The organism is Paenibacillus polymyxa (assembly GCF_018614975.1).
Taxonomy (GTDB): domain Bacteria; phylum Bacillota; class Bacilli; order Paenibacillales; family Paenibacillaceae; genus Paenibacillus; species Paenibacillus polymyxa_E.
Genome location: NZ_JAGGNR010000026.1, coordinates 14,268 through 38,429, shown reverse-complemented (window position 1 = coordinate 38,429; position 24,162 = coordinate 14,268). Strand labels below are relative to the sequence as shown.

General features: G+C 46.3%; 21 protein-coding genes. 8 read left to right on the top strand and 13 right to left on the bottom strand.

Translation table 11 applies throughout. The annotated features are described in order from the left end of the window. Positions 1-31: 31 nt before the first annotated feature. Positions 32-1,648 (bottom strand): copper amine oxidase N-terminal domain-containing protein, encoded by a 1,617-nt coding sequence (locus J7E78_RS20185; RefSeq protein ID WP_215077981.1) that lies wholly within the window; start codon positions 1,646-1,648, stop codon positions 32-34. 335 nt (positions 1,649-1,983) lie between these two features. On the opposite strand from J7E78_RS20185, the gene J7E78_RS20180 reads away from it, so the two are divergent. Then, complete coding sequence (locus J7E78_RS20180) at positions 1,984-2,190, top strand: hypothetical protein (protein WP_017692174.1); 207 nt, start codon at positions 1,984-1,986, stop codon at positions 2,188-2,190. A gap of 203 nt (positions 2,191-2,393) precedes the next feature. Then, the gene (locus tag J7E78_RS20175; protein WP_215077920.1) at positions 2,394-3,092 is read left to right on the top strand and encodes a stalk domain-containing protein; all 699 of its coding nucleotides are present in this window, start codon (positions 2,394-2,396) and stop codon (positions 3,090-3,092) included. A gap of 75 nt (positions 3,093-3,167) precedes the next feature. Here the strand turns inward: J7E78_RS20175 and J7E78_RS20170 are convergent, their stop codons facing one another. The 3 genes from J7E78_RS20170 to J7E78_RS20160 form a co-directional block, all read right to left on the bottom strand. Then, positions 3,168-5,126 carry a hypothetical protein gene (locus J7E78_RS20170; protein WP_215077919.1) on the bottom strand — a complete coding sequence of 653 codons (1,959 nt, stop codon included), beginning with the start codon at positions 5,124-5,126 and terminating at the stop codon, positions 3,168-3,170. A gap of 222 nt (positions 5,127-5,348) precedes the next feature. Further along, positions 5,349-6,401 (bottom strand): hypothetical protein, encoded by a 1,053-nt coding sequence (locus tag J7E78_RS20165; RefSeq protein WP_215077918.1) that lies wholly within the window; start codon positions 6,399-6,401, stop codon positions 5,349-5,351. An 89-nt stretch (positions 6,402-6,490) separates the two neighbouring features. Beyond that, positions 6,491-8,206 (bottom strand): DUF6138 family protein, encoded by a 1,716-nt coding sequence (locus J7E78_RS20160; protein WP_215077917.1) that lies wholly within the window; start codon positions 8,204-8,206, stop codon positions 6,491-6,493. 192 nt (positions 8,207-8,398) lie between these two features. Here J7E78_RS20160 and J7E78_RS20155 point away from each other — a divergent pair, with 192 nt between their 5' ends. Further along, positions 8,399-8,641 carry a DUF7662 domain-containing protein gene (locus J7E78_RS20155; RefSeq protein WP_215077916.1) on the top strand — a complete coding sequence of 81 codons (243 nt, stop codon included), beginning with the start codon at positions 8,399-8,401 and terminating at the stop codon, positions 8,639-8,641. 224 nt (positions 8,642-8,865) lie between these two features. Here J7E78_RS20155 and J7E78_RS20150 read toward each other — a convergent pair whose 3' ends face one another. From J7E78_RS20150 to J7E78_RS20140, 3 genes are all read right to left on the bottom strand, one after another. Beyond that, complete coding sequence (locus J7E78_RS20150) at positions 8,866-10,518, bottom strand: extracellular solute-binding protein (protein WP_215077915.1); 1,653 nt, start codon at positions 10,516-10,518, stop codon at positions 8,866-8,868. Positions 10,519-10,638: 120 nt separating this feature from the next. Further along, positions 10,639-12,231, bottom strand: coding sequence for a response regulator transcription factor (locus J7E78_RS20145; RefSeq protein ID WP_215077914.1), 1,593 nt, complete (start codon positions 12,229-12,231; stop codon positions 10,639-10,641). Continuing rightward, on the bottom strand, positions 12,206-13,966 hold the full coding sequence (locus J7E78_RS20140; RefSeq protein ID WP_215077913.1) for a sensor histidine kinase: 1,761 nt from the start codon (positions 13,964-13,966) through the stop codon (positions 12,206-12,208). Before J7E78_RS20140 ends, J7E78_RS20145 begins: the two co-directional genes overlap by 26 nt. 274 nt (positions 13,967-14,240) lie before the next feature. Here J7E78_RS20140 and J7E78_RS20135 point away from each other — a divergent pair, with 274 nt between their 5' ends. Both J7E78_RS20135 and J7E78_RS20130 read left to right on the top strand, forming a co-directional pair. Beyond that, complete coding sequence (locus tag J7E78_RS20135; protein WP_397330599.1) at positions 14,241-15,206, top strand: ABC transporter permease; 966 nt, start codon at positions 14,241-14,243, stop codon at positions 15,204-15,206. 34 nt (positions 15,207-15,240) lie between these two features. Then, a complete protein-coding gene (locus tag J7E78_RS20130) occupies positions 15,241-16,119 on the top strand; it encodes a carbohydrate ABC transporter permease (protein ID WP_211084928.1) in 879 nt (292 codons plus the stop codon). Positions 16,120-16,164: 45 nt separating this feature from the next. On the opposite strand, the gene J7E78_RS20125 is transcribed toward J7E78_RS20130, so the two are convergent. Both J7E78_RS20125 and J7E78_RS20120 read right to left on the bottom strand, forming a co-directional pair. Next, the gene (locus J7E78_RS20125) at positions 16,165-16,356 is read right to left on the bottom strand and encodes a Spo0E family sporulation regulatory protein-aspartic acid phosphatase (protein WP_215077912.1); all 192 of its coding nucleotides are present in this window, start codon (positions 16,354-16,356) and stop codon (positions 16,165-16,167) included. 272 nt (positions 16,357-16,628) lie between these two features. Beyond that, a complete protein-coding gene (locus J7E78_RS20120) occupies positions 16,629-16,952 on the bottom strand; it encodes an ArsR/SmtB family transcription factor (protein ID WP_215077911.1) in 324 nt (107 codons plus the stop codon). 205 nt (positions 16,953-17,157) lie between these two features. Between J7E78_RS20120 and J7E78_RS20115 the strand changes: the two genes are divergently transcribed. Further along, positions 17,158-18,537 (top strand): MFS transporter, encoded by a 1,380-nt coding sequence (locus J7E78_RS20115; RefSeq protein WP_215077910.1) that lies wholly within the window; start codon positions 17,158-17,160, stop codon positions 18,535-18,537. A gap of 195 nt (positions 18,538-18,732) precedes the next feature. Here J7E78_RS20115 and J7E78_RS20110 read toward each other — a convergent pair whose 3' ends face one another. The 3 genes from J7E78_RS20110 to J7E78_RS20100 all read right to left on the bottom strand — a co-directional run bounded on the left by J7E78_RS20110 (position 18,733) and on the right by J7E78_RS20100 (position 20,747). Then, the gene (locus J7E78_RS20110; protein WP_215077909.1) at positions 18,733-19,182 is read right to left on the bottom strand and encodes a nuclear transport factor 2 family protein; all 450 of its coding nucleotides are present in this window, start codon (positions 19,180-19,182) and stop codon (positions 18,733-18,735) included. Between the two features lie 211 nt (positions 19,183-19,393). Continuing rightward, entirely contained in the window at positions 19,394-19,801 is a 408-nt protein-coding gene (locus J7E78_RS20105; RefSeq protein ID WP_215077908.1) for an RrF2 family transcriptional regulator, read from the bottom strand. A gap of 106 nt (positions 19,802-19,907) precedes the next feature. Next, positions 19,908-20,747, bottom strand: a complete 840-nt coding sequence (locus J7E78_RS20100; protein ID WP_215077907.1) for a helix-turn-helix transcriptional regulator — start codon at positions 20,745-20,747, stop codon at positions 19,908-19,910. 118 nt (positions 20,748-20,865) lie between these two features. Between J7E78_RS20100 and J7E78_RS20095 the strand changes: the two genes are divergently transcribed. After that, positions 20,866-21,870 carry a Gfo/Idh/MocA family protein gene (locus J7E78_RS20095; RefSeq protein ID WP_215077906.1) on the top strand — a complete coding sequence of 335 codons (1,005 nt, stop codon included), beginning with the start codon at positions 20,866-20,868 and terminating at the stop codon, positions 21,868-21,870. A gap of 20 nt (positions 21,871-21,890) precedes the next feature. Next, positions 21,891-22,838 carry an aldo/keto reductase gene (locus tag J7E78_RS20090; RefSeq protein ID WP_215077905.1) on the top strand — a complete coding sequence of 316 codons (948 nt, stop codon included), beginning with the start codon at positions 21,891-21,893 and terminating at the stop codon, positions 22,836-22,838. A 261-nt stretch (positions 22,839-23,099) separates the two neighbouring features. Here the strand turns inward: J7E78_RS20090 and J7E78_RS20085 are convergent, their stop codons facing one another. Beyond that, the gene (locus tag J7E78_RS20085; protein ID WP_215077904.1) at positions 23,100-24,119 is read right to left on the bottom strand and encodes a Gfo/Idh/MocA family protein; all 1,020 of its coding nucleotides are present in this window, start codon (positions 24,117-24,119) and stop codon (positions 23,100-23,102) included. Positions 24,120-24,162 lie beyond the last annotated feature (43 nt).

Here is a 24,162-nt window from a genome sequence, read left to right as displayed (position 1 = left end):
TCTTTTGTTTGATTCATATGAAAACTTTATATTACATCGATTTAGTCAGCGTAATGGAACCATCTTTTTGTGCCCATTTCACGTCCCAGTTCAGAAGTTCAGCAATGAAGCGCAGAGGTACTTGCGTACGTCCATCTTTGTTTACAAATACAGTTGCACCCACATTTTTCTTCACGCCGTTCACTTCCATAACGTTGTTGTTCACCCAGAATTCAAGGGTATCATCGCCAGCCATTACCGTTACTTGCTGTGCTTTTTTGTCCCATTTCACCGTTGCGCCAATACCTTCACTAAGGAAACGAAGTGGAATGTATGTTGTGTTTTTCCAAAGCACTGGTGTGGTATCCATGTTGGTTGTTTTATCGTTAATTTTCAACATTTTGCTGTTCAGTTGCATCCATACTGTTGTCATTTCTGGTGCAGGTGTTGCTGGCTCTTGGAATTTGTCGTTAAATTGAGTCACTATGGCGTTACCCAAGGCTTGACCTACACCAAACATCACTTTGAAGCCTTCACGATTCGTTGTGTACGAAGCATCATATTTACCTGCTGCATATTGATTCAATACATTTTGTACTTGATTCTCATGCGTTGTCAGTGCTTGTTGTCCTGCTGCTTTTGGCAGATTGCCAGCTGTTGCCGAATCCAGGAATGTAGCGAACTCTGTTGTAAATCCGTCAATACGTTTCTCTACTGCTGCACGAGCGGTAGCATCGTTGTTTTTAACGGCTTTTACATAGTCGCTTTGTGCATTAACGTGGTTGGTTACCCAAATTTTCTCGAAAGCATTGGCACCATCGTTACCGTAAACGGAAGCAATCGCTGCTTTGAAATCAGCTGTGTTTCCAGCTTCAGCTGTAATCAGTGCGTTGGAAGCGGCTGTACGTCCATCAAATTCCTCTTGCATTTGCAGAGCCGAAAGCGCAAAGTGTTCGGAAGCCAAGTGGTTGAGTGCAGATCTCAGATCAGCTGCTTTTGTATCCGCTTTGGTATTTTGGAATTTCTCAGGCATTTGTGTCGTAATTGCCGTGGAGAGTGCCTTACTTACGTCGAACATTTCTTTGAAACCTTCACGGTAAGCCTTGTATGCATCAGCGTAATCTCCAGCTACATACTCATCAAATACGTTTTGCACGAGATCTTCATGTACTTTCAGCGCCTGTTTGGCTGTTGCTTTTGGCAATTTGCCTTCGGTAGCTGTGCTCAGGAATGTGGAGAACTCATCCACGAAACCATTGATGTTATCCCGTGCTTGTTTGATCCCAGCCTGGTTGCCCATTTTGGTTGCTTTCACCAGATCATCTGTGTATTTGTTATGAGCGCGGAAGATGCGTTCGAATTCTTTGGCACCTGCTTCACCGTATAGGGAAGCGATTGCTGGTTGCATATCCAGTGCATTCTGGTCGAGTGCTTTATATGCTGCATCTGCATCTTTTGCTCCGTCATATGCTTTCGCCATTGCCATTACTGCGAGTGCAAAGTGCTCGGACAACAGGTGGTCCAGGTTCGCTCTCAGGTCAGCCGCAGGTGTGTTCACGGATGCTTTCATCATTGTCATCGGTGTCTGTGGTGCGGAAGCTGCTCCAGCGATTCCCGGCATCAACAGTGTCAAGCTAAGTACAGGTGCGATAAACTTCTTCATCTTCATTTTCATTACGTGTTCACTCCTCGATTATGTTTTGTGTATAATTTTTTCCTCGTCGTTGTCTTCATAGGGTGTAACGCAGGGTTCTCTAATCTGGATCACTTTGTGGGCAAAAAAAATTCACAGCTTTCAGTGAAGAAAGCTGCGAACGCCTGTTGTATCAAGGTTTTTTTGAATTAAAAAAATATAAAATTGTAGTGATCTTTTCGATCCAAGACCACATACATACTGTAAGACAGATACTTCATTTCCCTTATTTTATCAAATGAAGCTTACATCAAAGGTTAACTTGAAGTACAATAAAGACATATCAACTTATTCGCGAAGGAGGTCCATTCATGACCTGGTTGCCTTATGTTTTAATTGTGGGTATCGCCTTGTTTGGAGGTATTGCTACCATGATCATCGGAAATTCCAAAGCCAATCAGACCAGTAATCCAGAATATGATCGACGCACAAAGCAAAACCTTAGCAAACTTTCCTATGTATACGTTGGTGCGATTGTACTTGGGTTTGGCGGACTAATCCTCTATCTTTTTAACTAAAATGTTTCGATTCGGCAAAGAATACGTTCAAACATGCCTAGCAGCTTCAGTTTTCGTTCTACATTCTCCGTATATATACACATGTTTACAAGTTGGAGATAATTCAGAATTATTCTGGATATGTTCGGGGTTTAATATAAAGCCATAAGGGACAGCGAGCCCATTAAACAAAACTAAACCCCAACTTGAAGGAGAGATATACGATGAAAAAAAACATGAAGAAATCCGTAGCAACGATGATGGTACTGGGCATGACATTAACTGGAGCAACGGGCGTATTTGCCGGAACGCAGCTGGAGAAAATCTCTGCATACCTTAACCATGGAATCAGCTTTAATGTCGATGGCGCGGCTTACTCACCAACGGATGGCAATGGCAACAAACTTGCGCCAATTACTTATAATAACTCTACTTATCTGCCCGTACGAGCGCTTGCCGATGCACTGCATGTACCCGTATCCTATGACGGCAAAAAAGGACAGGTCATGATCGGCCAAGCTACCAGCAACCCATCAGCTTTGACAAATGTAACGTATAGCGCAGCACAAAAAGAGGCGATTCAAAAGGCTTTTGCACAATTCGATGGGTTCGAGACCGCTTATGTACCTCAGCAGATGATCGCAGGTGACACATTCAAAAGTGTAGGTGCGGGTGGCGACGGCGTCAGTTTTGTTTTCAACCATATGAAAGTGGATGTGTCTCCAAGAGATTATTCGGACGGTTATACGAGCAAAGACGTGAAACTGTCCAATGGTGTTACCGCCAAATGGTACACACCAGATCAAACGGATATGCTCACATTCAAGCTGGATGATCGTTATGTAACCATCAGCTCACCGAATAACCAATTGACTCACACTCAACTGGAGCAAATGGCGGTATCCGTACAAAAAGTGAAATAAACAAAAATAAACACACATCATTTCGGTCCCCCTCTATGAGCTGGGGCTGATTTGATGTGTGTTTATTTTGAATCTTTAGAATTTATTTTTATCAAATGGTTCTGGAAGCTTTAAGGAGTACACCATCGTTGATTTTCCTTCTTTCACGGGAAAAATCATATTAAGCACACCATCTTGTAACATGTTTTCTGGAATCTTGACTGTGCTAAATCCCCACTTCCTCTCAGGTATGTCCGTTAAAGATACTTTCCCGAGCACCGAAGTGTAGTCTGGATTGGTGAACAGCAACTCTGTAATTGAATCTTTAGAGGAGGAAATGGTCAATGTTCGATCAAAATTCAGCACTACACCATCAATTCGGTCTGGCGCAGCTGATTCCATCGGCCTTGTATTTACCGGATCTAATTGGTAACTGTCCCCTACCCGATCCATCCATAGTGCTCTTGCATGAAAAGGAAGAATTTTGGGATCCATGGCTAGATCAGTTCCCTTTTCTTCATCGCTCATGCTTAATTGTTTGTTGTACCTGCTTCCTTTTGTCTCCGATACTTTGAGCCCCAAGTCCTTACTCCACTGACCTAAAGGAATAAAGGTCTGATTGTATAGCGTCAACAATTGTTTTGAAGGTTGATTCACACTGGAAGAACGCTGTCCACGAGTGAAGGTAATCCGATCCTTGTCGAGATTATATTGAATATGAAATGCTTTAGTGAATTCTTCTAAAGGAACAAAATGCTGCCCTTCCATATAGAAGGTGGGCTGCCCTTTATACTCCAATACACCCTGATCAGACTTAATAGCTACAGGTTCCATCGGGAAAAACACATTAGAGAACTGAAAAGAATTCCAATATTTTTTCCAGTCACTGTACGTACTATAATTCAATTTAAGATGTTTATTTTCTGAAATAATATACAAGGATGGCGGGTAAGAGCCCGGATTGGAAAAATACTGTTCAATAATATACTCATCCTCAGTAATCCACTGGATACTTTGGGTACGAGCGCGATATGGAGAATCATAGGATCGAATCCGTTTCAGGGTCTTCAAATCATATATTTGCACCTTGGAAGACTCCATCTTACTATCCAAACCATTCTCCGTGACCAAAACCAATGTTTTTCTTTCGGGAGAGATAAATGAATGCACATAGCCCACTCGCTCTTTAATCAGTGTGGTTTTTTTACCATTCTTGGTTACAACCACGGTCCAGTCTGATTTCCGATCCCTCGTGTTACCTTGAGAAACATTTAAATGAACATCTGCACTTACCTGAAAAGCTTTAGTAGACAAGCCTGTCTTCTGGTCAGGCTTCATCCACAAGTCACTTACTTTGGCCTTTTTCCCCTTTATACCGCCATATTCAAGATAGTGGCAATCTAAAGTATCTGTGCAATATACCCCAAAATTACGGGTTTGTGGAATTGGTGATACCACATATTTGGTATCTGTCAAATCCCTTTCTAGCAAAATATTTCCGCGAGTGTATATTTTTTTTCCTGTGACCATGGAATAGTAGTTGGATTTATGTACGTTTTTCTCGTAAATCGTATAATATATTCCGATTTGAGGTTCCAAGTAGATACGGTTTTCACCCTCATGCACCTTGCGAAGAGTGTTCGAGCGATAATCATACTCATACAAAACGTAATAATACTCCTTATCATCCGTGGCATAATAAGTTATGTATCCTTTTAACCCTGCTGGTGTGTCACTAACGATAGGATCATACTGATGGGAAGTTGTCGTCAGACCGGTATGTATTCTAGGGAGAATAGCTGAATCGGTAAAATGGTACTCATTTTCTTTGAGTTCACCAGTATCAAAACTTGTTCGAAGTGTAGTCACGGTCACCTCCGTGCCTCTGATTGCAAAACGAATGTTGTGTTGCACACGATCTTTGGATGAAATGGATCGCTCTGCGTTCTGTGCGGTTTGAACTATTGAAGTGGACGCTGAGACTGTGAATTGCGACATGCTAAGTATAAAAATTGAAACTAAACTGACGATGAGCCATTTGGATATTCTGGACATACTTAACTCCTTCTCTGTGTAATGGATTTGGTTGAGACTCGTTAAGTATAGAACTTTTGATCTAAATATTCATTACTTTTTCTTACATCTTCTGGCCCTAATGGAACATTCCAAAGGACAGCGACACATCTATTCATTTATTTGTCAACTGCCCTTTAGAATTCACTAAATCTCTTTCTACGTATGGGATGCTACCACTTAATAGCTGTTTCGGTTAACCCATCAAACCTTTAGTTCAGCCAAACGAATAACCCTGCGATACATCATCGCATCCATCAAATCCTCCCAGTCGAGTTCAGAGGCATTAACGTCTCGATAATAGACCGCAGCAGCAGGCAAGAAACCAACCAGCGGCCCTGTACCACCACATATCAGGCTACCGCCGTCTCCGCCTTTGGGCATCACATCCCCAGACGAACCGAGCGTAAGTTCATACTTGTAGGGGTCTCCGGCAAATTGCACTCCGAAGAAATTTGGCATTTCCAGAACATAAGGACGATCATCCTTTTCTTCAACCCGTGAAGAGGCCATCTCTGCCGATCCACCCACAATCTCATCCACGCCTTCCAGACTTCCAAAGTGCTTCAATCTCATCGTATAGTCGAAGCTGTCACCCCAGGGAAATAACGTGCGACAACCGCCGCCATAAATATACTCCCATTCGTCTTCGGTCAGCAAACCAAAACCCGCCGCAGCTTCCTCCCTCACAACGTCTTCCAACTCTATTCCTTCGTTGAACCATAGGATTCGGACTTCATTCTCACTATGGCGAATCAGACGGAATTGTTGATACAATTCATATTCACGTATATCTGACTGCATAAACTGCTCCAGTGCTGACGGGAAATCAGGATTTTCCTGCGCAAATGCTTCCTCCTTGGACACTTCAATCCAGCCAAGCGAGATCAGTTCGCATTCAACAAGCATCGGCGCAATGTTGACCGTTCTTACTGGTGACATCTGACTCGCCAGAAACGAATCCACGTCCTCCACACCATACTCACTGACCGTTTCATGCAGGTCGGCTGAGGTCTCTTCGTTCATACCATGCTGCCAACGATCCCAGCCGAGTGTTACTTGATCCCCAGGCACAAACACAAATCTCAGCCCATCCTCCGTAAATACACCTGTCTCCATCCGCTGACCGAATCGTTCAAATGTCTCGAGACCCTCATATACCATACCGTCTGGTAACTGACGAACAAGCTTACGCATCCATGCCTCTTTGTCCTGAGCATTCAACGTCTGCCACATGTCTCGTCTCAACGACTCCACAACTTCCCCCACCTTTCCTTATACACTTTCACTTCTCTAAAATGCTTTACTGGCTGGCACAGCACAATCTTACTTGTGTTGCTTACATTTTATTTCCCTGCGGCCTGCAACAGTTCCAGCAATAATTCCTTCCGTCTTCCCTCAGCCTTGCGAGCGAGCGTTGTGAGCTTCTCCACCTTGCCAAAGATCGGATAGAGTACACGTTCCGCTTCATAATACTCAAGTTTTTGAATCTGTCTAACCAACAGTTCGAGTATTTCCTCATTCTCCAGCTCGGGCTGAATCTTCAGCTTCAGACTGTCCGTCGAACGACGTAAGCTGGCAACTAACGCAGGTATGGACTTGGCCGTTACACCCTGTTTTTCTACAAATGCCGCAATGAACTTATCCTGAATCAACTGATGCTCATCATCCACTTCGCCCATGTAATATTCAACCAGCGGGAAATACCGCTCATCCACGAGCCCCAGCCCAAAGGTTGCATAACTGCCCGGCATACAGCTTTTCTCTCCCTCAGTATCCTCGTAGAACTCAAACTCCTGGATAGCCTCACGCGCATACTCTTCCAGGAGTGGATATAGCTCCGGGTACGCCAGTGCATTGGCAAAGAATCGGTGGGTATCCGACTTCGCGAGCCCTTTGATCGGCAAATACTGCTTTACGCTGGACTTGAGCTTGATCTTATAACCTTTCGGAAAGTCCTGTTTCAATAAATGAGTGATAAAGGTAAGTGCCTGTTGATAGGCACCTGACTCTTCCTTACGAATGTGAATGGTCATCAGAGCAAATACATCATTTGCTTTGCATTCCACTTCTTCCGTTTTCACATGAATATCTTCCTTCGCATACGTACCGCTACCTTCTGTCATCATACGTGCCGCACGTTTGCTACCGAGTTGCTTCGCAAGTTCCAGAAAAGTCACACCTTTGGGTTTGCTATAACTCGGCTCAAAACGTAGAATCATGACCGCCGCGTATAACAGCAGATCGATTGGTTGAGTCCCGGATGTTTGCTGCACCCCATGCTCGTCCAAATGTTGGCCTGTCTGTGTTTCAATGTTCGATTGAAGCGTTGCTCCGGGCTTAAGCGAATATTCATTGGTACGATAAGGCGAAGACTGAACATCATAATACTGTGGCAAAAACTGATTCTCCGCCCATGTCGTCACTGCACGAGTAATCTCACGACGATGTTCCGCAAGTGACTCCGGACGACCCTGATTCAACTCTTGAATCCGGTCATACTGCCTGATCGTCCATGCTACATCGAGCTCCGGGAACAGCTTTGGATCGAGCAGATGACTCGTCAAAAAGAAGGATTCCAATGGCTTCGTTGGGTATGTACCGTTTTCCAGTTTCTTGCCTATATAGGTATGAATACGCTCAAGGAGCAGTTGTCTTTTCTCTTCATTAATATATTCCAGCAATGTCAGTTGCAGCTTACCTTCGGTTGTTGGAAATTTCCCGCGGAAGGTGAAGCGGTAGTCAATCAACGGAGTATCTGCCAGCTTGTCCAATCTTCCCTGAACAACCTCAACAAGCTTAGGCCCAATCTCGTTACGTACCTGTTCCTCGGTAAAGGACCCTGCCTGCTTCGATTTCAAACCATCATCCAAACCCAGATCCAGGCTGTCTACCGTGGTCCGTCCAGGTCTGTAATCCAGTACAATATCATTGAAAATACCCATTTGCAGCGTGGTTCGCTTCACAACACTCTCCAAGTCATCCCGCTTTTCCTGTTCATCAAACCATTCATGGATCGTCGTAATCATCTCTTCCATCGCCTGATCATAAAGTGTACTCATTTAATCTCCTGCCTTCCCATGCATCTAATGTCTATGTTATAACTACGTATTAACATTCGTATATTACCTATTATTTTACTCTCTCAAGAACAATCGGAACAATAAGGCTTACGCACGGTTGTTGGCTAGCTCTCGCTATCATCATCCCCACGTTGTATAATCATTGTATTCCTTTTCAGGAGGTTCGACTAAATGAGCTACAGCAAATACTTCCCCTTGGAAAACTATCTGAATCAGGTTTCAATCACCCTTACATATGCAGAGCTTGAGGAGATTCTCGGATTTACGTTACCCCCTACAGCGTATAATCGCGAACAATGGTGGGTGAATAATTCCATGAATCATACACAGGCACTATCCTGGTTAAATGCCGGATGGAAGGTGGAGAATGTGATTTTAGGAAAACACGTAACTTTTGTGCGCTGCGAGTCATAGTTGATCATGTACTTACTTGCACTGATTGTACTCATCATTTCAGGTTCAGTGTCCTTAATAGATGTTTTGTTCGGTATAAAAGACTCGGGTGAAGGAATCCGATTATTGGTTACAACTTCAAAGGCTCTATTTTTCTTATCCTTGTTGTTTTTTGTCATTAAAATGCCTACTAAAAAAGCAGAGTAGACCGATGAATTCTTCATCCGTTCTACCCTGCATTGATATTAATTGACTGTCTTATACCACTCATTCACTTCCGCTGTAATATCATCCCCGCCCATGGACTTCCACTTCGTCACAAACGCATCAAATTCCTCAATGCCCACCTGACCATAGATGATCTTGCTGAATGTATCCTTTTCCAGCTTGTCGATCGCGTCCTTCTTCATTTTCATCGTCTCGGTTGGTGCTCCCGTGAACTTGTTCTTAATCGCGTTATCTTTATTCGTAACGACCACTTCAGCGGCCGCAAATACTTCAGGTTTGTTGGCAATCTTCGTATTTTTCTCAAAAGGAGTCTCCGGCTCTTTGCCCTTCGCAAGTTCCGCCAGCGTATCCATCATCAGATTCGGAATCCGTGCACCATCATACGTAATCGAATATTTGAGTGGTGATACGCCATCCTTCACTTCAGCTTCACCAACCACTTTGCCATCCACGATGTCATAGTCATATCCCTGCGCGAAACCATGTTCGAACTCGCTGCCCACTTCCGGGTTGGCAAAGTTGTCAAACAGATAATTTTGATATGTGAAGAAAATCTCCGGGTTCGCCATGTCCTTGTTAATCAGCACAACGCCGTTACTTGCACCAGATCCATGTTGGTGGCTCTCGCCTGTTGGCCCCGTAGGTAATGCAATGGCCTTGTATGTGGCACCATCCACATTTTTCTTCACATCATCAATCGGCCAGTTTGGCATCCAGTGTGGTCCCACGATAATGCCCGCTTTGCCTGCGGTGAATAGTTCTGCTGCCTTGATCTCGTCATAGACGCCTGCTTCTTTGGGCAGATAACCTTTGGACAACCAATCTTTCATCGTTGCAAGGCCTTCCTTCACACCTGGGTGAATGGAGCCATATTGCAGTGTTCCGTCTCCCACATCATTCCACTGTCCAGGCATGGTGTTGTACATACCGAAGATCCAGCCCGATTCCGTCATCCAGGTATTGAGCGCATTTTTCATGCCCACGGTCAGACCATACGTATCTTTCTTGCCGTTCCCATCCGGGTCCTGATTTGTAAAAGCATCCATGACCGTAACCAGTTCATCGATCGTTTTCGGTTCTTCCAGGCCCAACTTCTTCAGCCAGTCTTCCCGAATGAACATGACCGAATCACCGTTATACGCATAATCGAAGATCGGAATGCCATAACGCTCGCCCTCATACATGTACGGATACCATTCCTCCGGTGCCGATTCAGAAGCCTGTTTCCATGTGTCCGAAGCATATTGGTCAAACAACTCGCCTGCATTCGCGAATTTACCGGATTCAATTAATTCCCGCACCAGATTGTAGTCCCCCCGAATGGAGACGATATCCGGCAGTTCCTCGTTAGCCGACAGGGACAGGCGCAATTTCGTGTAAAATGCATCATTGGTCACCGATACGGCCCACGGTGTGGTCAGATCGATGCCAAGTCGTTCCTTGGCCCATTTCGTATGCACATTGTTCTGCGCCGTTTCCCCGTTCTTGAACTTGGTATCATCATTCCAGGCCCGCAAATAACTCATTTGTACCGCAGGTTCATACTTCCCGTCTTGCAGAGCAAGTGGTGCAGCGGCTTCCTTCGCCGGTTCTTCCTTGGCCCCCGAACTACATGCCGTTACGGCAACCATCGTGATTGCGAGCAATGCCGTCATCATTTTTCTATACATGAACTAACCCCTCCTCAGGTAACTTGGATACCCTAATGTGCCAAATGCACCTTACATGAAAAGGATAGTGCAGCCGGGGAGGCAAACATATATCACAATTTCAATGTTCATATTGATTTGTTAACCGTTCCGAAAATCCTGCGGGGTCAGTCCATAATGTTTGCGGAACACCTGAATGAAATAAGGCGTGTTGTTGTACCCCACTTCCTGACCGACTTCATAGATCTTCATCGCTGTATGCTTGAGCAAATGAACCGCACGTTCCATTCTGGAACGGATAATATAATCACTAATGCCTTCACCCGTGGATTGTTTGTACATTTTCGACAGATATACCGGGTGCAGATGCACCTCTCCGGCAATGACCTGCAACGATAGATCGTCGCCCAGATGATGGTCAATCCACTGCTGCACCTGCCGAATCAGCGTTGATCCGGCATCCTGTCCCGCATCAATTGTGCTCTCTGCCCACTGCTGCATTACAGACCGAGTCCACGTTTCCAGACTGCGCAACGAAATGCCATAACCATCCTTGAGCAGCTGCTGGTACTGCTCGCCAAGCACTTCGGCTAACTGTCTTCCTTCCCGATGAGCCATATAGGAGAATGCAGCCGCCAGATAATGAAAAGCCACATACACATGTTCCGGAAACACACTGTTCGACAGTTCGGCAAAGATCTGATCAATCTTACGGTGTGCATCCTCCATGCGCCCGGCTTCCAGTAACGTCGTCAGACCCGGCGGTTCATACAGTGCTGCAAGAGACTTCAACGTGGCCCCATTGGTTCCCGCCGCCGCATTCAGATGTAATCCTTTTCCAGCCTCGGCCTGCTTGCGAAGTGCACTCACGGCTTGATGATATAGCTGCGGCACCTGATCTGGGAAACGTCCCATACGACTAACGGATAGGGAAATGGTCGCGTTCAGATACTGCCTCACACTGTGAATCAATCGCTCTCCAAGTCGGCCCATTAACATTTCCGGTTCGGCTTGGGTTGGTTTGGGACTGGCCATGAAGACCAGATCATCATAGGCATCATCCGTATGACAGAGATAATAGGTACTGCCGTAGATCTCTTCCACCACATTTGAGATGGCATACTTCATCAGTCGAAACGCTTTATGTGTAGGTTGATGGTCATCATACCGGATGAGCAACAGTTGCATTTTATCCTGTGGACGGAACCCGATCTCCAATTGCTCCAGCTTGCCTTCAAGTTCAGCATCCGCAAATTTATGTCCTAACAGTACATCCTTCATCAACTCCGCCCGCTTCTCCGGCAGATGTTCCCTCACGGAATACATGGCCCGCTGATGCAGCATTTGTTTCTCACCCTCCAGGCGAATCTGCACTGCGGCCTGTTGTACGGATTCGATCAGTTCTTCATCCCGGACCGGTTTGAGCAGATAACTGACTGTCCCATGTTTGAGCGCCTGCTTCGCATAATCAAAGGAAGCATGCCCCGATAAAATAATACATTTGGTCTGTTCCCACTTTTGCCGGATATGACTGACCAGATCCAGACCGGACAGACCCGGCATGCGGATATCCGTGATAATAATATGGACCTGATGTGATGCCATATGTTCCAGAGCCTCTTTGACCGAATAGGCTTTGAATACCTGACCAATCCCGTGTTCTCTCCAGGGTATCGAGACAGCAATCGACTCTACTGCCGAGTGTTCATCATCCACGACCATCAGATTCATCATATGGTTGTTCCTCCTCAAACCATCGAATTTCTACACTAAGTCCCCCATAGGGAATCGCTCCAAAATGAAGCCCGGACGACAGCCCATATCGCGTAACGAGACGCTGGTGCACATTCCACGTGCCTGTTCCAATCTCTTCGCCCATCGGTTCATTGATCTCCCGTTCCAATTCGGCAATCTCTTCCGCTGTTAGTGTGACACCATCATTGTCTACAAACAGGCTGTATCTTGTATATTTTCGTCCCTCAATATGTTCGGGTACCGCCATCCCCGTTACGACGACATGCCCACTGCCTTCCATCGGTTCGATGCCGTGGATCACTGCATTCTCTACGATCGGTTGAATGAGAAGCCGTGGAATGTGGAGCTGCATCTGTTGCTGCGGTACAGCGATCTCGTAGGTCAGCCGGTTGGTCCGCATCTGTTGAATGGACAGATAATGGTCCAGCAGTCGGATCTCTTCTTCCACTGTTGTCATGTCATTCTCGCCCCGCGTAATGTAGCGATAGTAGTCTCCCAGACTTAGCGACATGGCAATAACCGCTTCACGGTTGCCGAGCTGGGTCATATTTTTGATATAAAACAGGCAGTTGTACAGGAAATGCGGATTGATCTGTGATTGCAGATGTTTCAATGTGGCTTCCCGTGAACGGATGCGTTCCTCGTATACCTTCTCAATTAGTTCCTGAATCTGCTCTGCCATATGGTTGAAACTCTGGGTCAGGTAAGTGAATTCATCACGGGAGTGATCGACCGAAATCCGTGTGGACAGCTGGCCTTTGCGAATCTGTTGCAGCCCTCTCATCAAACGATGGATGGGCACCTGAACTTTTCGATACAAAAGCAGTGCAGCCCCGATACTCAGCACCAGCAGTAACAGAATGGAGGTAATAAACATATTTCGGCTCTTGTCCATCGGGGTTAACAAATCATCCAATACCACCGGGTTCACGTATACCGCTTGCAGTTGTTTGGAGTGCACGTAACTGACCAGATATTGTTTACCGCCCACCTCCAATTGATGATTGCCTTCCCTCTCCGGTCCGTTAAAGGGGATATCACGCATGATCGCTTCGACCAGTTCGGGGTCTGCCGTACGGTTCAGCAACGGATCGTTACCTGGTACTAGCAAGAAAGGATCTCCTCCCTGTGTCTCTTTGAAATCATCCAACATGGCAACCACGTTCATCGGGTCAAAATTAATCTCCATCACCGTTCGCACACCTGTGTTCACCGGTTTTTCATTCCACTCATAGTTATCTGTGAAAAAGTAGGTGAAACTCCCCTGCTCCAGCTGCCATTGGCCCGGTTGCGGAAACGTCAACATCTTCTCATCGTAGACCGTCCGGCTGGACATGGTGGATAACACAAGTTCCGCTTGTGGCAGGACAATGGTAATATCATTCTTCCAGCGGCTGGTGGACTGGTACAATGATAATTTGTCGAGAATATCCAGATAGATGCTGTTTTTCTCATATTGGCTGGTGGAGTCCGTCATGTAACGGTAATGCAGGATACTCGGATCTCGCAGCAATGTCAGGCCATACAGAGAGAGCTGCTCGATATTTTTATCCACCTGGGAACTGAAATAATTGAACTGGTTCAGACTCGACTGCTGTTTCTCCTCTACCACCATGTTCACATTTGCCTGGTTCGCGTATGTATACAGCAGCAGAATGGGTACCAGCAGGCAGATTAGAAGAATGACCGTCTTCGCAAATACTGTGAATTTCATCGTTTCACCCTGTCCCTGAATTTGAAGTTGTTCTACACCGAAGTCCTATTTTATATTGAAAACCCTTACATTTCTATATGATTTTATGTTCTCTCGTTTTCCTGTGACTTGAAATCTCCTGTTCCCATCAATAAGTTAATATTTCAACATCCGCATTGAAATGTTGTTCTATAGTCCGCCCTTTTCCATTGCTATAATTCAGTTGCTCCACTCTGTGCTGAGGCTTGCTCGCCTCATGATGCCAGGGCTTGGACGAGATAAAGGAGGGACCTTGATGGCTATGGAACAACCGTTAACAACCAATACGCCGGTGCGAAAAAAGACACCCCATCCACGCAAACGTACCCGCTGGAATTTCAAACGCACATGGCCGCTGCATCTGATGCTGCTGCCTGCTGTAATGCTCACATTGCTGTTCGCCTATGTGCCCATGGGCGGCATTATTATTGCTTTTCAGGACTTCAAACCGTGGCTGGGGTTCACTGGCTCCAAATGGGTGGGCTGGGATAACTTCCGATTCATGTTCGAATATCCCGACAGCGTTCAGGTCATCTGGAACACGGTACTGATCGCTTCGATGAAAATTGTGGCCGGGCTTGTGACCCCCGTGGTGTTTGCCATTTTGCTAAATGAGGTTCGAAACTCCACGTTCAAACGTTTCTCACAGACCTTGGTGTATCTGCCCCATTTCCTGTCCTGGGTTGTTCTGGGCGGCATTCTGCTCGATATGTTATCACCGGAAGGTGGGCTGGTAAACCAGGTGTTAGCGGCGGCTGGTGTTGAACCGATCTTCTTTCTGGGAGATGGTGACTGGTTCCGTGTCACGGTGGTTGTCAGTGATGTGTGGAAGGAGTTTGGATTCGGTACAATTGTATTTCTGGCAGCACTTGCAGGCATTAACCCGGCACTGTATGAGGCTTCGGAGGTAGATGGGGCAACACGACTTAGACAGACATTGCACATTACCCTGCCTGCACTCGTGCCGATGATTATCGTGGTAGGTACGTTATCGCTGGGCAATATCCTGAATGCAGGCTTTGACCAGATCTTTAACCTGTACAATCCGCTGGTATATGAGAAAGGTGATATTATCGATACCTTTGTCTACCGGATGGGAATTCTGAATGGCAAAATGAGCTTTGCGACCGCCGTTGGACTATTCAAATCATTTGTCGCGATGTTCCTGGTCATCTCTGCGTACCGGATGGCGTACAAAATCGCCAATTATCGTATTTTCTAAAAGGGTTAGCATAACGCATTAAGGAGGAATCAAGGTGTATCACAAAACAACCGGGTACCGTATATTCAATGGTTTCAACCTGATATTCATCGCGGCCGTCTCCATCCTGTGCATCCTGCCGCTGGTCCATATTCTGGCGGTTTCCTTCAGTGGTAAAGCGGCAGCATCCGCCAATCTGGTGACACTATGGCCGATTGATTTTACGGTGGACGCCTATACCAAAACATTTGGTAACAGTAACTTTCTCAGCGCGCTTTGGATTTCAGTTCAACGTACTATTCTGGGCACACTGCTCAGTATGACACTTGTCTTTCTGACAGCTTATCCGTTATCCAAGGAGAGTCTGCACTTCAAGGGGCGCTCGTTATATGCGTGGTTTTTCATCTTCACGATGCTGTTCAGCGGGGGATTAATTCCGTCCTATATTTTAATTCAGAAGCTTGGACTGATGAACACGATGTGGGCTCTCATTTTGCCAGGAGCGGTGGCTGTCTGGAACCTGATTCTCATGATGAACTTCTTCCGTAACGTGCCAAAGGAGCTGGAAGAAGCTGCATTCATCGATGGAGCCAACCATATCACGACCCTGTTCAAAATCTATCTGCCTGTATCGATGCCCGCCATTGCGACGATCTCTTTATTCACGATGGTAGGTCAGTGGAATTCTTGGTTCGACGGGTTGATCTATATGAATGATGCTTCCAAATATCCACTCGCCACGTTAATGCAGACCATTATCGTACAGCAGGATTTCTCCAACATGAACGTCGATGCAACGCAGCTCCAGAACATGTCTCAACGTACGGTGAACGCGGCTCAAATCTTTATTGGCGCTCTGCCGATTCTGCTCGTATATCCGTTCTTGCAGCGTTTCTTCGTAAAGGGAATTGTGCTCGGGGCGGTAAAAGAGTAAGGCAAACAAACGGAATCCCTTCTTGGAATTCTTTGTTCTGAAAGGTCATGATTTCAGTTGTTTCGAGTACGTTCTCCCGCGAGTTGCGTTGTTATATTCATTAATCAACTCATCCAGCACCATGGATTGGCGAATAACCTCCGGATGCCATAGTTCCGGATATTGAGCTGCAACCTGGTAGAGTCTTTGCCGTGCATGTTCGATACATTCCTGAATGGTTTCCGGATTATGTACCATACTCCCGCCCCCTGTTTATCCATCATCCAAAAAAGACCATCTAATATAATATTCGGAACAAGAGGAGGTTTGGATTACCCCAAAATTAAAATTTTGGTTATTTTTTCTTATAAAAGTTATGACTGGTTTGATTTACGTGCCGTCCCGATCTGAAGCTTCATTGAAGTGAATGATCTTAGATTGCTACCCCTAAACGGTTGGACCCGTATAGGGGTCTTTCTCGATTCAGAAATAAAAAATGTCCCCTCTTCGACCTGAAGAAAGGACAACATTTAGGAAAGATCTGTGCTCGACTGAGATGCGGCCTGCAATAACGGTTGCAAGAGTCCTGGAAAGCGCGTTTCCAAATCATCAGATCGCAGGGTGAGAAAATGCTGTGTGCCCTGCACTCTGACCCGAATAACTCCGGCTTCCCGCAGAGTTCGAATGTGGTGCGACATCGTTGACTTCACAACAGGTGCATGAAAATGACTGCACGGTTGCTCCCCACTTCTGGCTGCTTCCGCAACAATCCCAAGACGGGTTGGGTCGCTTAACGCATACAGTACGGAGGAAAGTTCAATATCTGACACCTGTGGATGATGTAAAATTTTCATACTGTAGTCTCCTTTTCTCAGACTATCCATTGTATTTTAACACAGATCCATGATATATTTCTAATGTTCGACACCAATCGAACTTCAAACATTTCGTTATGTAACCCCTGCTGTCAGGCATGGGATTGACATCATACACCATTTTGCAAATGTTACACACCGTTTCTGAAATGTTGCGAAATACACATCACTTTAGGAGGTTTTTATGAACAACACCGCAACCGCATCATCAGGGGAACGGACCGGAATACAGGAAGGATTAATCGTAAGCTTGCTTGGCTTCACCGTTGTACTCGTTGTTATGAATACAATGATGTTTAATCTGGCCCTGCCTAAAATTGCAGCCGATTTTATGCTTACATCTGTCGCTTCCTCATGGATTGTTACAGGGTATTCCATTGTATTTGCCATTTCCTCAATTACGTTCTCACGTCTATCGGATTTCATACCCATTCGTACATTATTCACGACCGGGCTTACGTTACTTGGTGCAGCATCCGTTCTCGGGTTCTTCAGTAATCATTTCATCATTTTGCTCATTGCACGTCTGATTCAGGCTGCGGGTGCTGCTTCGGTTCCAGGGCTCGCCATTGTGCTGATTACACGTTACATTCCACATGATCGCCGGGGTAAATCGATGGCTGTCATCATGTCCGCGAGTTCACTGGGGCTTGGACTTGGTCCCGTCATCGGCGGAAGTATTACTCAGTTTCTGGGATGGCATGATCTGTTTATCGTTACGGGATTAACGTTATTCCTGATTCCTGTATTCTTCAAACTGCTTCCTCGGGAAACACCGCAAAAAGGTTCATTTGACCTGCTGGGTGCCGTGCTTCTCGCCATCGGTACTACCGGTGTGCTGTTATTCCTGACTTCCCGTCAGTGGTTCACACTTGTTATCGGTGCTGCGGCACTGCTTCTGTTCTGGCTCCGAATTCGGCGCGCGGCAGATCCATTTGTTCAACCTGCTTTGTTCAAAGACAAAAAATATATGATGCTCAGCTCGCTGGGAATTGTATCATACATCAATAACTTCTCAACGCTGTTCCTTTTGCCGCAAATTTTGGCGCATCTGTATGGGCTGACACCTGCTCAATCCGGGCTTGTCATCTTCCCGGGTGCAGTTGTGTCGATGCTACTGTCCAACCGAATCGGCCGAATGATTGACCGACACGGCAATACGTTGCTGTTGAAGTTTGCACCATGGCTGCTATTGGCCGCCGCCGGGTTATTCGCCTTATTTGCAGACAATAGTATCTACGCCATCATGGCCGTGTATGTCCTGCTCAGCGTAGGCTTCTCTTCTCTGACAACCAGCGTATCTAATGAGTTATCTGGCAATCTGACCATGGATCAGGTGGGCGCAGGTATGGGACTGTTCCAACTTAGTCAGTTCTTCAGCGGTGCCTTCAGTGTTGCTGTTACTGGCGTAGCATTAACGGCGATGCAAAACATGCCGCTGTCCTCAGCGTACACTAATATTTTCTGGGGTATGACTGTGGTCGCACTGGCATCCGTTATTTTCTCTCAGGTGTATCTAAGAATGCAGTCACGGAAAATCACGGAATCAAGTAGCCGGATCTAACATCTCATTTAACCAAAAGAAGCCAGGTTCAGAACCCTCGGGTTCTGAACCTGGCTTTTTGCTATCCCATTTTCTTTTCATACGTCAGCCTTCCTCTGCCACAAACACAAAACAGCCCCAAGGACGCATTCATCACGGCTCCCGGGGCTATTTCTCTAATGTTGCTGACTTCTATATTCTTCTATACTGATTATACTATTCAAACAGGTCCAGACGAAGACGTTTCAGACTTGTATGTTTGATGTACCACTGGCCGTCGATTTTGACAAAAGTCTCGTGGTAGTGTCCAAAACCATGGAAGGATTTGTTCTCATTGCCCTCCGGGAACGTGACCCAATCTTCCATTGGGGAGATGACCTTTGCTTCGTTATCGGATACAAATTCAACTTCGGCGCTATGAACATGATGCACGGTTACGGCAACATCCACCAGATCACGGAATACTTGTACGATCGTATCACGGCCTGTTAATACCGGAATCGGATTGCCTTCTGTGCTGAAATCGGCGACTGCATCCGGAGCGAATACGTCACCCAAGGTATCCCACTGTTTCGTATCAATATAGCGGCAATAACGCGCCTTGGTGTTCCGAATGTTTTCCAGCGCGAGCAATTGTTCCAGTCCTGTGATCGTTGATTGGCTCATGTGTTGTCCCTCCAGAGATGTAAAATGTGATGTAAGATTGGATCAAGTATGTATGGACCTATACCTTCCTTATTGTACCATCCGACTTCTATTAGGTACAACGATACAAAAAAATCTTTCCTTACCTCTTACGAGGTTGGGAAAGATCTGGATATACCTATGGGCCAGACGAGTGAAGTACGCTGATTGAAGCTTCACTTCTAGCTGCAAGTTACAGGGAGTGCGCACCCTTCATTTGGGAAGCGAGTTCTGACATTTTCTTATTGTTCAAATAACTCTCCATCTCTTCCTCGGCCTGAACCATCACCTGCTGGATCAAACAACCTTCGTTATGATTCTGCGAACATTCGAACAGTGATGCCCGGCCTTCAATGGCGTGGATGATCTCCAGGAAAGAAGGATCCGGATTTTTACGACTAAGCCGGTAGCCACCATTGGCACCAGAAGTCGATTCGATCATGCCCGCCTTAACCAATTTGGTTAAAATTTTGGACAGATAGGTTGGTGACACCTTCTGCAAATCTGCAAGTTGGTGTACACTAACCAGCTGTTCGGGGGCAGTGCTTACAAGATGAAGCATCGTATGCAAAGCATAATTTGTCGCTTTTGAATATTTCATGAGGGCACCTCAATATACACGGATTTAATTTATCCATAATAGACTTGATTGAGCTCTCTGTCAAACCACTACACTTCAAGCGCCCGCAACATCGAAAGGATCCGGGTTAATTGTGATACAATCCGCGGTATTCCGTAGGTGTCATCCCCTCATGGGCCATGAACTGGCGGTTAAAATAACTGGCATTGGGATACCCCGCTTCCTCCGCGATTTGTCCAATGTTGGCCGTAGGCCGTTCGAGTAACCATTGCTTCGCCATCTGTAGTCGTGAACGAGTGATAAACTCCATGGGCGTCATCTCCACAGCACTCTTGAACATTTTGCAAAAGTAATACGAACTCACACCTGCAAGATCTGCCCAGTCCTGTAACAGGAAAGGTTGACAGGCCTCTTGCTGCATCTGTGGGAGAAGTGCAAGAACCCGACTCTCCAACTTACTTGTGGTACGTGTGCTCTTTAAAGGTACGGCATGCTGCACGAACTCGGCGAGTACGGCATAGGTCAATGTGGATAGCTGAGCCGGACGCAGCATCGTGTTCTGTTCCGCTTCAGTGAGCAAGGCCAGATGAGCCTCTTCCCACGAGCTACGCTGCCGTAGCGTCCACAGCAGATTGCGGTGTAACCCCCGCTCGATCATATAATCATGCAGACGTTCACCATAAAAATGAACCCATCGTACATCCCATGGATCATCTTCACTACTATAATAATGCTGCCGCTGCTGCGGGAAATAGAGAACAGCCTGACCTGCGCGAAGCTCATGCACCACCCCGTCCACTTCCACGTATCCTTTGCCCGCAGCGACATAGTGAATATTAAAATTGTTCAGTGCACCTGCCTCTCGCAACACGGAATGCTGGACGTGATCCATATAATGTCCAACGGACTCGGGATAACAAAAATATGGAATATCCTGCAGGGTAAGCAATACGGTTTGTCTCATCATAGCCGGTTCTCCTTGATCAACAATATTGTGTTAACTAAATTCAATATATTATCATTTTAATTCGATCATCTATTCCTTATAATCACAATATACATTTATACACAGGAGGATACAACACATGAATTCAGTTCAAAAATTGCGTTGGGGCATTCTTGGTAGCGCTAGCATTGCTGTGGAATCCGTCATTCCAGGCCTGCAGCAATCCGAGTTGAATGAAGTAACCGCGATTGCCAGTCGTGACGAAGATAAAGCCAAGCAGACGGCCGAACAACTTGGGATCGACAAGGCTTATGGCAGTTATGAAGCTTTGCTCGCTGATGATTCCATTGATGCCGTATATATCCCGCTGCCGAATCATCTGCATCGCGAATGGACGATCCGGGCTGCTGAAGCAGGCAAACATATTTTGTGCGAAAAACCACTGGCTCTGACAGAGCAGGAAGCTCAGGAGATGGTTCAGGCTTGCTCAGATGCAGGTGTGCATCTCGCGGAAGCATTCATGTACCGCCATCATCCACGTTATGAGCAGATCAAGGATATCATTGCCAGCGGTGAGATTGGTGAGATCCGCGGTATGCACAGCACATTTTCATTTAATAACTCCAATGCATCTGGCAATGTCCGCTTTCGACGGGATTGGGGCGGAGGTGCACTGTATGATATCGGATGTTATTCCATCAGCGTAGCACGTCTACTGCTTGGTCAAGAACCAAGTGCAGTTACCGTTATCGGCATGTTCTCCTCACAGCATGATCAGGTCGATATGATGGCTTCCGGACTGCTGGAATTCGATAATCACGTTGGTGTGACGTTTGACAGCAGCATGTGGGCAGCCTTCCGAAACACGCTGGAGGTATTGGGATCCGACGGGATTATTGAAGTCCCTTCCGCATTTGTCAGCGGACAGGACCGCAGTTCCAACTTCTATGTAACGGCTGGTGGTGAACGCAGAGAGATTGAAGTCCCGCAAGTGAACCACTATTCTCTGCAGGGAGATGATATGGCACGTGCTGTACTTCAAGGTAAGGATCTGCGCTTCGCCCCTTCCGATGCGGTAGCTAATATGAAAGTACTGGAAGCTTGCCTTCGTTCAGCGGAAGAACGTACACGAATTACACTATAATTGAGAGGATGAACTGACTTATGGAATATATCGAAATTGCTGGTGCAGGTAAACGCGTCTCCAGATTGATTAAAGGAACCGATTATTTCGTCCATGATGCCTACGATAAAGCAGCTACGAACATGGATGCTTTTCTATCGATTGGCGGTAACACCGTCGATACAGCACATATCTATTGTGGTGGACAGAGTGAAGAAGTCCTCGGTCGTTACATGAAGGAACGTGGTAACCGCGACCAGATCGTCATTCTCACCAAAGGAGCACATCATGACCAGAATGGACCACGCGTGAACGCTGATGCCATCCGCAGTGACTTGATGGAAAGTCTGGAGCGTCTTCAGACAGATCACGTCGAGATGTATGCCTTGCACCGGGATGACCCCAATACCCCTGTCAGTGTTATTCTTGAAGCATTGAACGAACATATTGAATCCGGCAAAATCGGCGCAATTGGCGCCTCCAACTGGACCTGGCAGCGGCTCGAGGAAGCTAATGCATATGCTGCCGCAAATGGCTTGAAGGGCTTCACATTCAGCAGTCCAAATCTCAGTCTCGCCAAAGCAAACGAACCTTTCTGGGAAGGCTGTGTGTCAGCTGATGCAGAGACGCTCGCATGGCATGAACAAACCAAGCTGCCATTGCTATCCTGGTCCTCCCAAGCGCGTGGTTTCTTCACTGGAAGATTCACACCTGAAGTTCGCGATAACGAAGATCTGGTGCGTGTATTCTACAGTGATGGCAACTGGGAACGGTTACGCCGGGCTGAACAATTGGCTAATTCGAAGAAAACATCACCCATTCAGATTGCACTCGCTTATGTATTGAATCAGACGTTCCCAACCTGTGCGCTGATTGGTGCCCAGAATCAAGCGGAACTGCTGTCCTGTGACGAAGGGTCCCGTATCACGCTGACTCCTGCTGAAATAACATGGCTGGATCTGGGCAGTGATGTACCGGCTGGCATCTAAAGAAAATTAATCATTCGATCATTAATTTTAATGACTCTAAGGGGCTGATATTCCGCGATAACGCGAGATGTCAGCCTTTTTCTGTTCTGCACAAGGGATTAGATGCTCTAACCTTGTTGCACAATTACCGTATCACTGTTCCCCACTTGACTGGAACAACCAAAGAAGGACTTACCCCAGAACACTTCTCTGAAGATAAGTCCCTTATATCATAGATTAAACCATATAGAATGTTAGAAATTGCTTTGTCCTTCGTATGGATTACAGTTTAACGATCTGACCTGTTTTCTCGGATTCGAATGCTGCCAGGATCACTTGGAGGGAACGCAAGCCCTCTTCCCCGGAAATCTCTGGAGGTGTTTGGGTTACAATCGACTCTACAAATGCGTCAATTACACCACTCGGCACTTGTTTCTCGTTGGTAGCCATGGCACCAACTTTGTACGTCTCAACTGTACCATTGGTCAGTTCAACGATCACTTCATCACCTTCCACTGTTCCGATCTTCATAACACCATTCTCGCACCACAGCACTGTACTGTTGTCTCCAGCTCTGTATTGCGTCCAACTTGCTACCAGCGTTCCGATCGCGCCGCTCTTCATACGCAGCAAACAAGTTGCGTTATCGTCAACTTTAGTACCTTCCTTGTGCAGTGTGCTGATGAAACCAGCCACTTCAGATACTTCATCATTCAGCAAATAACGGATGAAGTCTGATTTGTGCACGCCCAGGTCGCCCATAGCGCCCATAACTGCTTCTTCTTTACGGAAGAACCAGCTTTCAGCTCCGTCCACACTCCATCCTTCCGGACCCGGGTGACCAAATGATGTACGGAAATTAAGGACTTTACCGAGTTTGCCGGAGTCGAGAATTTCTTTTGCTTTTACATGAGGAGGCATCAGACGCTGGTTATGTCCAACCATCAGATACACGCCATTTTTCTTGGCAGCTTCGATCATTTGCTCGCCTTCTTCAGTGGATACTGCCATTGGTTTCTCAACCAATACATGCTTGCCTGCATTGGCAGCAGCAATCGCCATTGGCGCATGCAGATAGTTTGGTGTACACACACTAACGGCATCAACCGTTTCGTTTGCAAGCAATTCTTCGTAACTGGAATAAGCTTTACCGCCGTAAGTCTCGGCCATCTTCTCCGCACGCTCCACAATCGGATCGGCAAAAGCGACAAGTTCTACGTTCTCATTGGCAGCGTACTCTGGAATATGTCTGCGCTCGGCAATGGCTCCACAGCCGAATACAGCAACTTTAATTTTACTCATGTACATAAGTCTCCTTTGACAAATAGATTAGCATTTTTCATGG

Coding starts and splice junctions, on each gene's coding strand:
- J7E78_RS20185 (WP_215077981.1), bottom strand. CDS start 1,648: ATGAAGATGAAGAAGTTTATCGCACCTGTACTTAGCTTGACACTGTTG.
- J7E78_RS20180 (WP_017692174.1), top strand. CDS start 1,984: ATGACCTGGTTGCCTTATGTTTTAATTGTGGGTATCGCCTTGTTTGGA.
- J7E78_RS20175 (WP_215077920.1), top strand. CDS start 2,394: ATGAAAAAAAACATGAAGAAATCCGTAGCAACGATGATGGTACTGGGC.
- J7E78_RS20170 (WP_215077919.1), bottom strand. CDS start 5,126: ATGTCCAGAATATCCAAATGGCTCATCGTCAGTTTAGTTTCAATTTTT.
- J7E78_RS20160 (WP_215077917.1), bottom strand. CDS start 8,206: ATGAGTACACTTTATGATCAGGCGATGGAAGAGATGATTACGACGATC.
- J7E78_RS20155 (WP_215077916.1), top strand. CDS start 8,399: ATGAGCTACAGCAAATACTTCCCCTTGGAAAACTATCTGAATCAGGTT.
- J7E78_RS20150 (WP_215077915.1), bottom strand. CDS start 10,518: ATGTATAGAAAAATGATGACGGCATTGCTCGCAATCACGATGGTTGCC.
- J7E78_RS20145 (WP_215077914.1), bottom strand. CDS start 12,231: ATGATGAATCTGATGGTCGTGGATGATGAACACTCGGCAGTAGAGTCG.
- J7E78_RS20140 (WP_215077913.1), bottom strand. CDS start 13,966: ATGAAATTCACAGTATTTGCGAAGACGGTCATTCTTCTAATCTGCCTG.
- J7E78_RS20135 (WP_397330599.1), top strand. CDS start 14,241: ATGGCTATGGAACAACCGTTAACAACCAATACGCCGGTGCGAAAAAAG.
- J7E78_RS20125 (WP_215077912.1), bottom strand. CDS start 16,356: ATGGTACATAATCCGGAAACCATTCAGGAATGTATCGAACATGCACGG.
- J7E78_RS20120 (WP_215077911.1), bottom strand. CDS start 16,952: ATGAAAATTTTACATCATCCACAGGTGTCAGATATTGAACTTTCCTCC.
- J7E78_RS20115 (WP_215077910.1), top strand. CDS start 17,158: ATGAACAACACCGCAACCGCATCATCAGGGGAACGGACCGGAATACAG.
- J7E78_RS20110 (WP_215077909.1), bottom strand. CDS start 19,182: ATGAGCCAATCAACGATCACAGGACTGGAACAATTGCTCGCGCTGGAA.
- J7E78_RS20105 (WP_215077908.1), bottom strand. CDS start 19,801: ATGAAATATTCAAAAGCGACAAATTATGCTTTGCATACGATGCTTCAT.
- J7E78_RS20100 (WP_215077907.1), bottom strand. CDS start 20,747: ATGATGAGACAAACCGTATTGCTTACCCTGCAGGATATTCCATATTTT.
- J7E78_RS20095 (WP_215077906.1), top strand. CDS start 20,866: ATGAATTCAGTTCAAAAATTGCGTTGGGGCATTCTTGGTAGCGCTAGC.
- J7E78_RS20090 (WP_215077905.1), top strand. CDS start 21,891: ATGGAATATATCGAAATTGCTGGTGCAGGTAAACGCGTCTCCAGATTG.
- J7E78_RS20085 (WP_215077904.1), bottom strand. CDS start 24,119: ATGAGTAAAATTAAAGTTGCTGTATTCGGCTGTGGAGCCATTGCCGAG.